Genomic DNA, 13,937 nt, shown 5'->3' on the forward strand with positions numbered 1-13,937 from the left:
CTTGCAGACCCTGCGGCAGCGCGTAGCGCTGGGCCGGAACGCTTTGGGGCTGAACCAGCGCCTTTAAACTTCTAGCTCGGCAGACCGTGCGCGAACCACGGCGCGTTAGACCTTCGAGGGCACTCTTTAGAGGCTGGGCCACTGCGAACCATGACGACGAGTCAATTTGAAGCACTCCGGGCCAAAGCTGCTTTCTTTGGTTACTTTCTTTGCAGCTGCAAAGAAAGTGACTGCCGCCCCGCACAGGGGCAACGCTAATAGACCACTAAGAAATCAGGATTCCCCAAAAGCGCAAGCGAACGAACGAACTAACAACCTCAAAGCCCCAAATACTGCCTAACCGCAGGCAGCCCCTCCTTACCATCAAGAGTCTTCACGCCTGCGAGCCAGGCATCCAACACCTGCGGGTGCTGCTTGAGATAGGCCTTGGCCGCCTCCTGAGGCCGCTCCTTGTTCATCACCGGCTGCATCAACCGATTCTCAAGATCGGTCGTAAAGCGAAGATTCGAAACAAACTTCCCCGCATTCGGGCAGCGCGTCAGGAAATCCGGATTCGTCAACGTATAGACCCGCGCCTCGCCGTAGTTCGGCCCGAACACCTCATCCCCGCCAGCCAAATAGTTGATCTTCATCTGGATGTTCATCGGATGCGGCTCCCAGCCCAAAAACACCACCGGCTTCTTCTCGCGGACCGCGCGCTCCACCGTCACCAGCATCCCCGCTTCGCTCGACTCCACCAGCTTGAATCCACCCAGCCCGAACTGGTTCGAATCGATCATCTTCTGAATCTTCGCGTTCGCGCTGCTGCCCGGCTCGATGCCGTAAATCTTGCCGTCCAGCTCGTCGCGATGTTTCGCAATATCGGAAAACGTCTTGATGCCCGCATCGTAGGCATAGCTCGGTACGGCAAGCGTCGCCTTCGCGCCGGAAAGATTCGGCGGTTCGAGCTTCTGGATACTCTTCGACTCGAGGAACGGTTCCACCGCCTTCTGCTGCACCGGCCACCAATAGCCGAGCGACACGTCGATCTGTTTGCTCTTCAGCCCCGCAAGCGAGATCGGCACGGACGCCACCGTCGTCTTCGGCGCATAGCCAAGTCCTTCAAATACGACCGACGCAAGCGCGGTCGTCGAGGTGATGTCGGTCCAGCCGATATCGACGAAGCGCACAGTGCGGCAACTGGCGTCCTCCGCACCCGCCGCGCGCGCGTCCTGCGTCACGGCAAACGCGACACCCGCAGCACAGGTTCCGGCGAACAGCAGTTTCGAAATCAGGCGATGTCTCATGGCGTGCCTTCCAGTCAGGGGTTTATACGATGGGCCGGTTCGTGGCGCCGGCGTGCATACAAAGTAACGTCGCATAAAGGTGCACGAACGCCCGCTAGCGACCGCCACTTGACTGCATGCGACCTGTTCCGCGCCCGCTCGCGGCACGCTAGTGTGCGGGCATTCAGTGGGCCAACCAACTGAAAGTCGCACGCCGTTTCGCTCCAATGGATACCGCGCGGAAGGCAGGGACATGCCTCGAACGCAAGACCAACTCGGGGGCCGGAAACGGTCGCATAAGCAGGGAATAACAATCATGGCGTCGTTCCGGAAAAACTTCGCGATCTTGATGACGATGCAGATCTCCACCTATCTGGTGCCCCTGCTGACGTTGCCCTGGCTCGCGCGCGTGCTGTCCCCCAGCGGCTACGGCCGGCTCGCGTTCGGGCTCGCGTTTCTCAGCTATTTCGTGATTTCCACGAACTACAGCTTCTCGCTCACGGCCACGCCGCAAATCTCCATTAATCGCCACGACCGCGCCGCGCGCTCGCGCATTTTCTGGGAAACCATTTTTGCCCAGACCCTGATTGCCGTCGCCGGTCTTGCCATTCTGCTTGCCCTCACCTTCATCTTTCCCATACTCGAAGAAAACCGCACGCTCCTGTTATTGGGGTTCGGTCTGGTCATCGGCACGATGCTGATTCCCACCTGGTACTTTCAGGGCATGGAGGATCTCGCCGTCATCAGCACACTGGTATTCATCGGCCGCGCGCTCAGCATTCCGGCGATGTTTCTGCTCGTGCGCGAACAGACCGATATTTACTGGGCAATGGGCATCAACGCGATGGTTCCGCTCGTCACCGGCATCGCGGTACTCGTTTATCTGTTCCTGCGAAACGAGATCGATTTCGCATGGGTTCCGTTCGCCTCGATCGTGCGCGAACTTAAGAACGGCTGGAGCGTGTTCATGGCGACGGCCATCGTCGAGATTTACGCTTCGAGCAATATCGTGGTGCTCGCATTGATGGCGGGCAATGTCGCAGCGGGTTATTTCGCAGCCGGCGACAAGCTGATTCGCGCCGCGCTCAACATGCTGAGCCCGCTCAAGACGGCGGCGTATCCGCGCATCAGTTTTCTGATGCATCATTCGCGCGGGGACGCCTTCGCGTTCCTTCGTGTGATGTTCGTGGTGCAAGGCGGCATCGTCCTCACCACTTCGCTCGCGATCTTCTTCGGCACGCCGCTCGCCGTTCATCTGCTGTATGGGTCGCAGTTCGAGCCGACCGTGGGCGTCCTGCGCTGGATGGCCTTCGTGCCTTTGATGGCAGGCCTTTCGGACCTGTTCGGCGTTCAGACCATGCTGCCGCTCGGCATGAAGACGCCGTTCACGCGCATCCTGGTCGGCTCGGCGGTGCTGAACTTCCTGTTGCTCGCGGTGCTCGCGAACCTGTTCGGAGAACAAGGCGCGGCAGCGACGGTGCTGGCCGTGGAAACCGCCATCGCCGCCTCGATGGCCGTGACGCTCTATATGCACGGCGTGCCGTTTCTGCGCAAAGCCGCACTTCAATAGGTCAGTTTCGATTGATAGTTTATGTATTTGCGCCAGGGCGCTAACCTGAATCAATATGCGAGCGGAGATGAAGAGTAGTTATTTCCGCTGTTCATGAATCAGACACATTGAATGACGCTTGAGTAAGAGCAAACCCTGCGCGACACGCCGCAAACTTTGTGGCTGGTCGCACATAGCAAGGATTTCTAACGGGGTACCCTGAATCAGACCCGCAGTCCAAATCAAAGGTGCATAGAAAAATGGACCGTCAAGACACCATCCGGGAGAATGCGCGACTCTATGCGCGCGAGCCCCTTTTCCAGCCGCCGGCCGAACAAATTGCCGCTTCGCACATGACAGCCTTTATCCAGGCCTTCGAAAAAGCGACCGGCGAGCACTTTGTAAATTATTCCGAACTGCATGCTTATACGGCCCGCGAATATCGGCAATTTTGGAAATGCTTTCTCGAATCGGCGCGTGGGCTGGAATGGTCCGGATCGAACACACCGGTTTGTATCGGCGACAGATGTGAAACGGCACGATTTTTCCCCGATGTCGAATTGAATTACGCCGAAAATCTGCTCGGCAAGCGCATCGCGCCCGACGGCGCACCCGCGCTCACCTCTTGCTACGCCGACGGCCGCCACGTCACCTATACGCGCGGCGAGCTGCGCGAGCGCGTCGTGCGCCTCGCGCATTCGTTGTCCGAACTCGGCCTCAAGCCGGGCGACCGCGTCGTCGCGATCATGCGCAACGACGGCGACGCGATCACCGTCGCCCTCGCGGTGACCGCGCTCGGCGCGACGCTCTCCACGGCCGCGCCGGAAAACGGCGTGCAGGCCATCCTCGACCGCTTCGCGCCGCTCGAACCCAGGATGATGTTCGCGCACACGACGCAGCGCCCCTTCGACACGGGCGGCTCGATCTCCGGCCATGTCGCCGCGGTGGCGGCGCAGCTGCCGTCGCTCACGGACATCGTCTGTCTGGACGAAACGGATCTGCCGAGCTCGGTGACGCAGCGCCAGCACGAGCTGCGCTCGCTGATCGTGCGCGGCGACGCCAGGCAGTTCAGCTGGCAGCGCTTTCCGTTCAATCATCCGCTCTTCATCATGTTTTCGTCGGGCACCACGGGCAAGCCGAAGTGCATCGTGCACGGCGCGGGCGGCACGCTCATCGAGCATGTGAAGGAGCACCGGCTGCACAGCGACTTCGGTCCCGGCGACAAGCTCTTCTTCCACACGAGCTGCTCGTGGATGATGTGGAACTGGCAGTTGTCCGTGCTCGCCTCGGGCGTCGAGATCGTCACCTATGACGGCCCGGTGGCCACCGTCGACACGCTCTGGCGCATCGTCGCCAGCGAGCGCGCGACCGTGTTCGGCACGAGCCCCGCCTATCTGAAGATGAGCGAGGACGCCGGGCTCGAACCCGCCGCGCAGTTCGATCTCTCCGCCCTGCGCGCGATGATGTCCACCGGCGCCGTGCTCTACGACTCGCAGTTCGAGTGGGTCCACGAGCATGTGAAGCAGTTGCAGCTGCAGTCGATTTCGGGCGGCACGGACATCATCGGCTGCTTCGTGCTCGGCAACCCGAACCTGCCCGTCTATGCGGGCGAGGCGCAATGCAGGAGCCTCGGTCTCGACGTGCAGGCGTTCGATCAGGGCGCGACCACGATCATGCCGGGCGAGCTCGTCTGCACGAATCCGTTTCCGTCGCGGCCGCTCGGCTTCTTCGGCGACCAGGACGGCTCGCGCTTTCACAAGGCGTATTTCGCCGCGAACGAAGGCGTCTGGACGCACGGCGACGTCATCGAGTTCTCGCCGCAAGGCTCCGCGCGCCTGCACGGCCGCAGCGACGGCGTGCTCAACGTGCGCGGCATCAACGTGAGCCCGGGCGAGATATACCGCATCCTGAGCGAGATCGCCGAGGTCCGTCACGCGATGGTGGTGCCACAGACGGGCTCGAATGCGGGCGATGACGGGCAGCGCATCGTGCTGCTGCTCGTGCTGCGCCCCGGCGCGCAGCTGAATGCGGCGCTCGCCGCGCGCGTGCGCCGCGATCTCAAGCGCCAGGGCTCCGCCGCACTCGTGCCGGACGTGATCGTGCAGGTCGACGGCCTGCCCGTCACGCACAACGGCAAGCCGTCCGAGGCCGCCGCGCGCGATGCGGTCAACGGCCTGCCGGCGCGCAATGCGTCGTCGCTCGCGAATCCCGATTGTCTCGGGCAGATCCGCGAGCATCCGTCGCTCTCGCGCGAGCGGCGCGAACTGCCCCCGCCGGGCGAATCGGTCGGGCAGATCGAAACGTATCTCTGCGCGCTCTGGGAGCAGCACTTCAGCTTCTCGCCGATCGGCCGCGACGACAACTTCTTCGAACTGGGCGGCCATTCGCTGCTCGCCGCGCGCATGCTCGCCGACGTGCAGCGCGCGACCGGCCGCGTCCTGCCGCTCGCCACGATGATCGTCGCGCCGACGATCGCGCGCCTCGCCGCCGTCCTCGCCGCCGATCCCGACACGCGCGTCGCAAACTCGACGCTCGTGCAGATGCGCGCGGGCAGCGGCCGCCCGCTCTTCATGGTGCACAGCATCACGGGCTCGGTGATGGAGTGCCTGACGCTCGCCGGTATGCTTCAAAACGAGCGGCCCGTGTATGGATTGCAGGCGCTCGGCCTCGACGGCGATGAAGCGCCGCAGCACAGCGTGGAGGAGATGGCGAAGGGCTACGTGCTGCGCATGCGGGAGGTGCAACCGAGCGGACCGTACGCGCTCGTCGGCTATTCGTTCGGCGGCTTGATCGCGTTCGAGATCGCGCAGCAGCTCGTGGCGGCGGGCGAGAAGATCGAGATGCTCTGCCTGCTCGATACCTATGTGCACGAGCACTGCCTGCCCTTCCCGCAGTGGACGCGCTTCCAGGCGGGCGTGATCGCCGAACGCCTGCGCGAATTCCGCGCGCTCGACGCACGCGCGCGCTTCGGCTACATGCGCGGCAAGGCATCCGCGATCGCCGACCGCGTGCGCATGCGCATGGGCCAGCAAGCGCACAAGGCCGCACCCGATGCGCAAGGCCTGCCGCCCGTGCTCCTGCGCGTGCGCGAATCGATGCGCGTCGCGATGACGACCTACAGACCGCACCGCTATGTCGGCGGCCCGATCGTCTATGTGCGCGCAACCATCCTCGATCAGGAGCGCGGCGATCCGCTGCCGGTGTGGCAGCGCGTCGCGAAGCACGGCCTGCGCATCATCCGGATCGATGGCAAGCATACGGACCTCGTCGTGGAGCCGCATCTCGCCACCGTCGCGCAGACGCTCACGAAGGCGCTTTCGAGCGCATAACCTGCATTCGCCTCGACGCCCGATCCGGCACGCCCTACGGGGCGTGCCGGATTGCGCGCGCTTTTTGCGCTTGCTAGCGTGGACGGCTCGCTCATCGACGCACTTTCATCGATCGGACCGATGCCCGCTCATCAAGACTTCTACTTTCTGCTGCTGCCCGAGTTCTCATCGATCGGATTCATGTCCGCGATCGAGCCGCTGCGCGTCGCCAACCGCTTCGCGGGCGATCTGTATCGCTGGCATATCCTGTCCACGGACGGCGGCGCGGTGGCCGCGAGCAACGGCATCACGCTCAACGCCGAGTGCGCGTTCGACGAAGTGAGCGACGCGCGCACCGTGTTCGTCGTCTCGGGCTTCGAGCCGCTTTCGAGCTACACGCGCGCGATCGGCGACTGGCTCAAGCGTCTGGACCGCGGCGGCGCGACGCTCGGCGGCATCGATACCGGCAGCTTCATTCTCGCGGAAAGCGGCCTGCTCGCGGGCAAGCGCGCGACGCTGCACTGGGAAGCGGCGGCGGCGTTCACGGAACGGTATCCGAGCATCGAGACGAGCCAGGAGCTCTTCGAGATCGATACGCGCCGCATCACCTGCGCGGGAGGCACGGCATCCATCGACATGATGCTCGACCTGATCGCGCGCGAGCACGGCGCGAGCCTCGCCGCGCAAGTGTCCGAGCAGTTCGTGCTGGGACGCATCAGGCAGCGCTCGGACCATCAGCGCCTGCAGATCGCGGCGCGCTACGGCATCCATAATCGCAAGCTGATTCAGGTGATCGGCATAATGGAGCAGAACATGGAGGAGCCGCTCTCACCCGATGCGCTCGCCGAATCCATCGGCGTGACCAGGCGCCAGCTCGAGCGGCTCTTCTGCTCGGCGTTGAAGGACACGCCCACGCATTTCTATCTCGGCCTGCGGCTCGCGCGTGCGCGCGAGCTGCTTCAGCAGACCGACATGTCGATACTCTCCGTGTGCGTCGCGTGCGGTTTCGAATCGCCGTCGCATTTCTCGCGCACGTATCGTGCGCGCTTCAACACGAGCCCGCGGCAGGACCGCAGCGCATTGCGCGCCGTCACCGCCGCGCGGCTCGCCGCAGCCTAGAACGAGTGGCGCATACCGATGCGCACGTCGGCCTGCGTGTTCGATGAAGACGGCGTGAAGCTATAGCCGATCACCGCATCGATCGGGCCGGATGCACGCAGATAATCGCCGGAGATATAGACGTCCGTGCGCTTGGAAAGCAGATAATGCAGGCCGAGCGAACCCTGATTCCAGTGATTGCCTTCGAAGCGCGTGTGCTGATAGCCGCCGTAGAGACTCAGGTCGGGCATGAAGCTGTAGGACGCGCCGCCTTCATAGACCTGCATGTGCGAGGTCTGCCCGAGGCCCTTGATGGTCGTATAGGTGAAATTGCCCGACAGCATCAGGTTGCCGATCGTCCATGCCGCGCCTACGGCGAACGCACCCTGCTTGTCAACCGGGAACGGGTTCGTGCTGTACAGATCGGTGACCGCGCCCGTCGCCGGATCGACGGATACGGTCGGCTGGCCGAGGAAGGTGCGCGCGCCGATCATCGCGTACGGATCGAACGCATAGATGCCATTGGGGTTGTTCAGCTGCGTATAGGCGGCGCCGATATTGAACGTGTTCGCGGCGTAGTGCGCGCCCACGCTCCACGCGCTGTTGCGATGGAAGTTGCCCGCGACATTGCCGAACGAATACATGCCGCCGAACGTGAAGCCGCCGAAGTCGTTCGACAGGAACTTGATCGAGTTCGGCAGGCGGTCGCCGTTCATGCGGTCGAAGTCGCCCTGATGGATCGCGTAGCCGCTCGCCCACGCCGAAATGTTGTAGAGATAGACGAACTCCTCGGTCATGTCGAGCTGATTGCCGAGCGATAAGGTGCCCCACTGGTTTTTCAGGCCCACATACGCCTGGCGGCCGAATTCCGCGCCGCCGAACGCGTACTGGCCGTTGCCGAGGTGAAAGCCCGACTCCAGCACGAAGACCGCCTGCAGTCCGCCGCCGAGATCCTCCACGCCGCGAAAGCCGATGCGGTTGCCGTACGAGATGCCGTCGTCGAACTTCACGACATGCGAGCCGCCGGTGTTGTTCACCCAGGTGATGCCCGCATCGAGAATGCCGTAGAGCGTCACGCTGCTTTGCGCGTGCGCAAGCGCGGGTGCCAGGGCCGCGCCTGCGGCGACTGCGAGGCTTGCGATTCGGGTTGCGCGTGCCGGGGCGGCGCTCGCGGCAGGTGCTTTTCTCATGTGCTGGTCCTTTGCTCGTCTTGATCGATCTGTCGTTGGAATAAGCGATGCCCTGCCTCGCACGCGTGGCGTGATGGCATGTCGCATGACCTGCTGGGAACTGCGGAAGACTGCCGCTGACTGCTCGTGACCTGCTATGCGGCGCATCGGAACGTATCGCCGACGTTGTAAAAATAAGGCCCCATATATGTCGCGGCTCGACCGATTGCGACGAAAATCTGTCCAGTTGCGACCGACCCGAAAGAAGCGCGCGATGCGCGTGCCGTGCTCATGCATCCCGCGCGAAAGCGGGATGCAGCAACCGGCGCTATCTCATTCGATGCCTTATTTCACGCCGAGCGCGGTTTGCACGGCTGCCAGACCATTGCCGCCGCTCGCCGTGGTCACGCCGTCGAGCCACGACTTGAGCAGCTCCGGATGACGCTTCAGCGCATCGGTTGCGGCGGCATCGACGTTGGTCTTCTTCTCCAGCACATCGGTGATCACGCCGTTTTCCAGATCGACGTCGAATGCCATCTGCCTGAAGAGCCGCCCGACATTCGGGCACTGCTGCTCGTAGCCGCTGCGCGCGACCGTGTTGACCGTCGCGCCGCCGTAGTTCGGGCCGAAGTACTTGTCACCGCCATCGAGATAGGCGAGCTTGAACTTCGTGTTCATCAGATGCGGCTCCCAGGCGAGGAACACGATCCACTTCTTCTCGCGCACCGCGCGCTCCACTTGCGTGAGCATCGCGGTCTCGCTCGATTCGACCACCTTCCAGTCGCCGAGACCGAACGCCTTGTCCTCGACCATGCGCTTGATGTTCTGGTTCGCGGGCGCGCCCGGCTCGATGCCGTAGATGTGGTTGTCGAACTTGTCCGCGTTCTTCGCGAGATCCGCGAACGAGTGCACGCCCGCGGCGGCCACGTAATCCGGCACCGCGAGCGTGAACTTCGCATTGGAGAGATTCGGGCGCACCACGTCGATCGATTTCTCCTCGAAGAACGGCTTCACGAGCGGCGCCTGCGCGGGCATCCAGTTGCCGAGGAACACGTCGATCTGCCCTTTCTTCATGCCTTGGTACGTGATCGGCACCGACAGATTCGCGACGTTCTGCCTGTAGCCAAGCGCCTTCAGCACGATGCCGCTCATCGCATTGGTGGCCTCGATGTCGGTCCAGCCGGGCCCGGCCATGCGCACTTGCGTGCACGATTGCGGCTCGGCGGCGAACGCGTGAGAAGCCGCGCATGCGAGCGCGGCGGCGAAGAGCGCATGGATGAAGCCCTTTTTCATGGTGCGTTCCTGTCGGATGTGGGGAGTGTGTGTGGCTGGATCGTCAATGCTCGACGGCCGGGAAACGCGCCATCGCTTCGAGATCGTCCAGATCGATGTGATTGCGCATGTAACGCTGGCTCGCATCGACGTGCGGCTGCCAGTCCCATGACTGAATCGTGCCGCGCGTCGTCGCCGCGAAGTGGAAGTGGCGGCGGCGCTGGCTCTTCAGCACCTCCTGGTGCAACGCATCGAGATCCCAGCGGCGTGCGATCTCCTCGCGGAATTCGGCAACCTGCGCGGCGTGACGTTCGTCGCTTGCGAGGTTCTCGCGCTCGAAGGGATCGGCCTTCACGTCGTAGAGCTGATCGGGATCGACGCTCGTATGAATGAACTTGAAGCGCCCGCGCCGGATCATCACGATGGGCGCGATCGCGCCTTCCGCGAGATATTCGCCGATCGCTTCGTCATGTCCTCCGCTCTTGCGCAGATGCGGCACGAGGCTTCGACCGTCGACGCTGTCGGGCCAGGATTGCGGCGCTTCGCCACGCGCGAGTTCGACGAGCGTCGGCAGGACATCGAGATGCGATACCGAATCGGCCACGCGATGCGCGCGAAACTGCTTCGGCGCATGCACGATCAAGGGCACGCGGCAGCCGCCTTCGAAGAAGCTCATCTTGTACCAGAGGCCGCGCTCGCCGAGCATCTCGCCGTGGTCCGACGTGACGACGATGAGCGTATTGTCCGCGAGGCCCGCCTGTTCGAGCGCCTCGAGAATCGAGGCGAACTGATCGTCCACGTAGGAGACCGCGCCGTAATACGCGCGCCGGGCGTTGCGGATCTGCCGATCGGTGGGCGGCGTGCGATCCGCCTCGTAGACATGGCGCAGGCGCTTCGAATGCGGATCGCACGCTTCGAGCGCATCGCGATACGAAGGCATGTCGATATCCTCATCGCGATACATGTCCCAATACTTGCGCGGAATCGCATACGGATCGTGCGGATGCGTGAGCGACGCGACCATCATGAACGGACGCGCATCCTTGCCGGCGTTGCGTTGGCGCGCGATATCGAAGAGCTTCTGACGCGTGGTGAAGGTCACTTCGTCGTCGAAGTCGAGTTGATTGGTGCGCACGCACGGGCCCGCGTCGATCACGGAGCTCATGTTGTGATACCACGTCGGACGCGCTTCGAAGTTCTGCCAGTCGGGCGTCCAGCCGAAATCGGCGGGATAGATGTCGGTCGTGAGACGTTCCTCGAAGCCGTGCAACTGGTCCGCGCCGCAGAAATGCATCTTGCCCGAGAGAATCGTGCGATAGCCTTCCGCGCGCAGATAGTGCGCGAAAGTGAGCGTCTCGGAGGGGAACTCGGCGGCGTTATCGTATGCGCCGATCTGTGAAGGAAGCTTGCCTGCGAGAAGCGAAAAGCGCGAAGGCGCGCACAGCGGGCTCGCGCAATACGCGGATTCGAACACGACGCCTTCGCGCGCGAGCGCATCGATACGCGGCGTCTTCGTCACGCGGTTGCCGTATGCGGAGAGCGCGAAGGGCGTGAGCTGATCGGCCATCAGCACAAGAATATTTTGTTTCGTCTCAAGCATGAATGCGTGCCTCGAATAGAATCCAGACGGTAGGCTCGAACGTCGAATCTACGTTCAACCTCACTATTGCCGTTCAAATCGCGGCTGTGAAGACAGCAAAACGTTATGCGCTCATAAGGGGGAGTTATGCCGCGGCCGGACCGTCTGCCGCCGATGCAGGCGCTGTTGATGTTCGAATCGGCCGCGCGTCTCGCGAGCTTCACGGCCGCGGCGCGCGAGCTCGGCTCGACGCAGCCCGCCGTGAGCCAGCGGGTCGTGCAGCTCGAAGAATCGCTCGGCGCGGCGCTATTCGAGCGCGGCCATCGCGGCGTCACGCTCACGGAAGACGGCGTGCGCCTCTTCGACGCCGTTCGCCAGGGGCTCGACGTCATTCGCGCTGCAACGGCCGATATCCGCTCGCGTCGTGCGCAGCGCACGCTCACGCTCTCGACCGACTTCGGCTTCGCCACCTACTGGCTGATGCCGCGCCTGCCGCAATTCAAGGCGCTGATGCCCGATGTCGATGTGAAGATCATCACGTCGCAGAGCATGCCGAGCGCATCGGGCGATCACGCGGATGTCCTCATCGTGTTCGGCGAGACGCAGGCCGACTGGGGTTCGCGCCGCGCCGTGAAGCTCTTTCCCGAATGCGTGGTGCCGGTGTGCAGCCCGGCGCTGCTCGCGGGCGGGACGAAGCCGCGTACCCCTGCGGATCTGCTCGCGCTGCCGCTCCTGCATCTGGAGCCAACCTCTCCGGAGCGCTGGCTCTCGTGGAACGCGTGGTTCGACGCGCACGGTCTCGCCTCGCCGCCGACGCACGGCGGCTTCACGTTCAACAGCTACGCGCTCGTCGCGCACGCGGCGGTGATGGGCCAGGGCGTCGCGCTCGGCTGGGCGCCGCTCATCGACGAGCTGATCGCGACGGGCCAGCTCGTCGAGCTGTGCGATGTGCCGCTCGTCACTGATCGCGGCTACGTGCTCGTGACGCCGCGCGAGCCGTCCTCCGCCGTGCGCGCTTTCAGCGAATGGCTGCTCGACGAGTGCGACGTCGGCGGCTGACGCTTTCGTACTAGGTGCGCGGCGCTTCGCTTCTATCCGCCGGACGCTTGCGTTTGCTCTACTAGCGTGTACGTTCGCCGCATTTCGCGGCGCTGCGATCATTCGAATGTGGAGCACGCATGGCAGCCGATTCCCGCTTTGATCAACTGGTGCTTACCGTTTCGTGCCCGAGCGCGGCGGGGCAGGTGGCCGCCATCGTCGGCTTTCTCGAGCGGCATCACGGTTATATCGACGAGTTCACCGTCTTCGACGACGATTTGAGCGAACGCTTCTTCGTGCGCTGCGTGTTTCACGGCGCGCGGGCGGACGAAGCGCTCGACTTGGCGATGCTCAAGCGCGAATTCGAGCCTATCGCCGAGCGCTTTTCGATGACCTGGGCGATGCACGATCTCGCCGTGCGGCCGAAGGTGCTCATCATGGTGTCGAAACTCGAGCACTGTCTTGCCGATTTGCTGTTCCGCTGGCGCATGGGCGAGTTGAAGATGGACATCGTCGGTATCGGGTCCAATCATCCGGAGCTTGCGCCGCTTGCGGAGCAGCATGGGTTGCGGTTTCATCATCTGCCGATTACTGCCGATTCGAAGCTTCAGCAGGAGGCTCGCTTGCTCGATCTGTTCGAGACTTCCGGGGCCGAATTGATGGTGCTCGCGCGGTATATGCAGATTCTTTCAGGCGAGACGAGCCGCAAGCTGGCGGGGCGAGCGATCAATATTCATCATTCTTTCCTGCCGGGGTTCAAGGGGGCCAAGCCTTATCATCAGGCGCATACGCGCGGGGTCAAGCTCATTGGCGCCACGGCGCATTTTGTCACCGATGATCTTGATGAAGGGCCTATCATCGAGCAGGAAGTCGAGCGCGTCGACCACGCTTATAGTCCGGAACGGTTGCTTGCTACTGGGCGGGATGTGGAATGCATTACGCTTGCGCGGGCTGTTAAGGCGTTTATCGAGCGGCGGGTTTTTATTAATGGGGAGCGGACTGTGGTGTTGCGTTAAGGGTGGTGGGTGGGTGGTTCGCTCGTGCTTTCGCTTTCGTGAAATCCTGAGTTCTTAGTGGTCTATTGGCGTTGCCCCTGTGCGGGGCGGCAGTCACTTTCTTTGCTGCTGCAAAGAAAGTAACCAAAGAAAGCAGCTTGAGCCCGGGCAGACTCGTCGTCATCGTTCGGCGTGGCCCAGCCCCTAAGTGTTGCCCTCAAAGAACCAACGCACCGTGGCTCGCGCACGCTCTGCTCCATCGCACCACAAAACTGACTGGTTCAGCACCAAAAAAGCTCCAGCCCGCTACGCGGCCGAAGGGTTCATCGGGTCTGCCCGTGCTTCTTGGCTAACGCCTCCATCTCGCTGCATTCGCTAAAGATTGGTTCCCCTTGCAAACCCTGCGGCAGCGCGTAGCGCTGTGCCGGAACGCTTTGGGGCTGAACCAGCGCCTTTAAACTTCTAGCTCGGCAGACCGTGCGCGAACCACGGCGCGTTAGACCTTCGAGGGCACTCTTTAGAGGCTGGGCCACTGCGAACCATGACGACGAGTCAATTTGAAGCACTCCGGGCCAAAGCTGCTTTCTTTGGTTACTTTCTTTGCAGCAGCAAAGAAAGTGACTGCCGCCCCGCACAGGGGCAACGCTAATAGACCATTAAGAAT

General features: G+C 62.9%; 9 protein-coding genes. 5 read left to right on the forward strand and 4 right to left on the reverse strand.

Annotated features, from left to right (window positions below; translation table 11 throughout):
- Positions 1-317: 317 nt before the first annotated feature.
- Positions 318-1,286 (reverse strand): choline ABC transporter substrate-binding protein, encoded by a 969-nt coding sequence (locus AWB83_RS34920; RefSeq protein ID WP_096059414.1) that lies wholly within the window; start codon positions 1,284-1,286, stop codon positions 318-320.
- 295 nt (positions 1,287-1,581) lie between these two features.
- On the opposite strand from AWB83_RS34920, the gene AWB83_RS34925 reads away from it, so the two are divergent.
- The 3 genes from AWB83_RS34925 to AWB83_RS34935 all read left to right on the forward strand — a co-directional run bounded on the left by AWB83_RS34925 (position 1,582) and on the right by AWB83_RS34935 (position 7,241).
- Positions 1,582-2,835 carry a flippase gene (locus AWB83_RS34925; protein ID WP_087050161.1) on the forward strand — a complete coding sequence of 418 codons (1,254 nt, stop codon included), beginning with the start codon at positions 1,582-1,584 and terminating at the stop codon, positions 2,833-2,835.
- A gap of 239 nt (positions 2,836-3,074) precedes the next feature.
- Entirely contained in the window at positions 3,075-6,143 is a 3,069-nt protein-coding gene (locus tag AWB83_RS34930) for an acetoacetate--CoA ligase (protein ID WP_087050162.1), read from the forward strand.
- A gap of 120 nt (positions 6,144-6,263) precedes the next feature.
- A complete protein-coding gene (locus AWB83_RS34935) occupies positions 6,264-7,241 on the forward strand; it encodes a GlxA family transcriptional regulator (protein ID WP_087050169.1) in 978 nt (325 codons plus the stop codon).
- Here AWB83_RS34935 and AWB83_RS34940 read toward each other — a convergent pair.
- From AWB83_RS34940 to betC, 3 genes are all read right to left on the reverse strand, one after another.
- Complete coding sequence (locus tag AWB83_RS34940) at positions 7,238-8,410, reverse strand: porin (RefSeq protein ID WP_096059415.1); 1,173 nt, start codon at positions 8,408-8,410, stop codon at positions 7,238-7,240. The genes AWB83_RS34935 and AWB83_RS34940 overlap by 4 nt on opposite strands.
- Positions 8,411-8,734: 324 nt before the next feature.
- A complete protein-coding gene (locus tag AWB83_RS34945; RefSeq protein ID WP_087050163.1) occupies positions 8,735-9,682 on the reverse strand; it encodes a choline ABC transporter substrate-binding protein in 948 nt (315 codons plus the stop codon).
- Between the two features lie 43 nt (positions 9,683-9,725).
- Positions 9,726-11,261 carry a choline-sulfatase gene (betC, locus tag AWB83_RS34950; RefSeq protein WP_087050164.1) on the reverse strand — a complete coding sequence of 512 codons (1,536 nt, stop codon included), beginning with the start codon at positions 11,259-11,261 and terminating at the stop codon, positions 9,726-9,728.
- Positions 11,262-11,387: 126 nt separating this feature from the next.
- On the opposite strand from betC, the gene AWB83_RS34955 reads away from it, so the two are divergent.
- Positions 11,388-12,299: a choline sulfate utilization transcriptional regulator gene (locus tag AWB83_RS34955; protein WP_087050165.1), complete on the forward strand. Its 912-nt coding sequence runs from the start codon at positions 11,388-11,390 to the stop codon at positions 12,297-12,299.
- A gap of 119 nt (positions 12,300-12,418) precedes the next feature.
- Entirely contained in the window at positions 12,419-13,294 is an 876-nt protein-coding gene (purU, locus tag AWB83_RS34960) for a formyltetrahydrofolate deformylase (protein ID WP_087050166.1), read from the forward strand.
- Positions 13,295-13,937 lie beyond the last annotated feature (643 nt).

It is taken from the genome of Caballeronia ptereochthonis (assembly GCF_001545075.1).
Taxonomy (GTDB): Bacteria; Pseudomonadota; Gammaproteobacteria; order Burkholderiales; family Burkholderiaceae; genus Caballeronia; species Caballeronia ptereochthonis.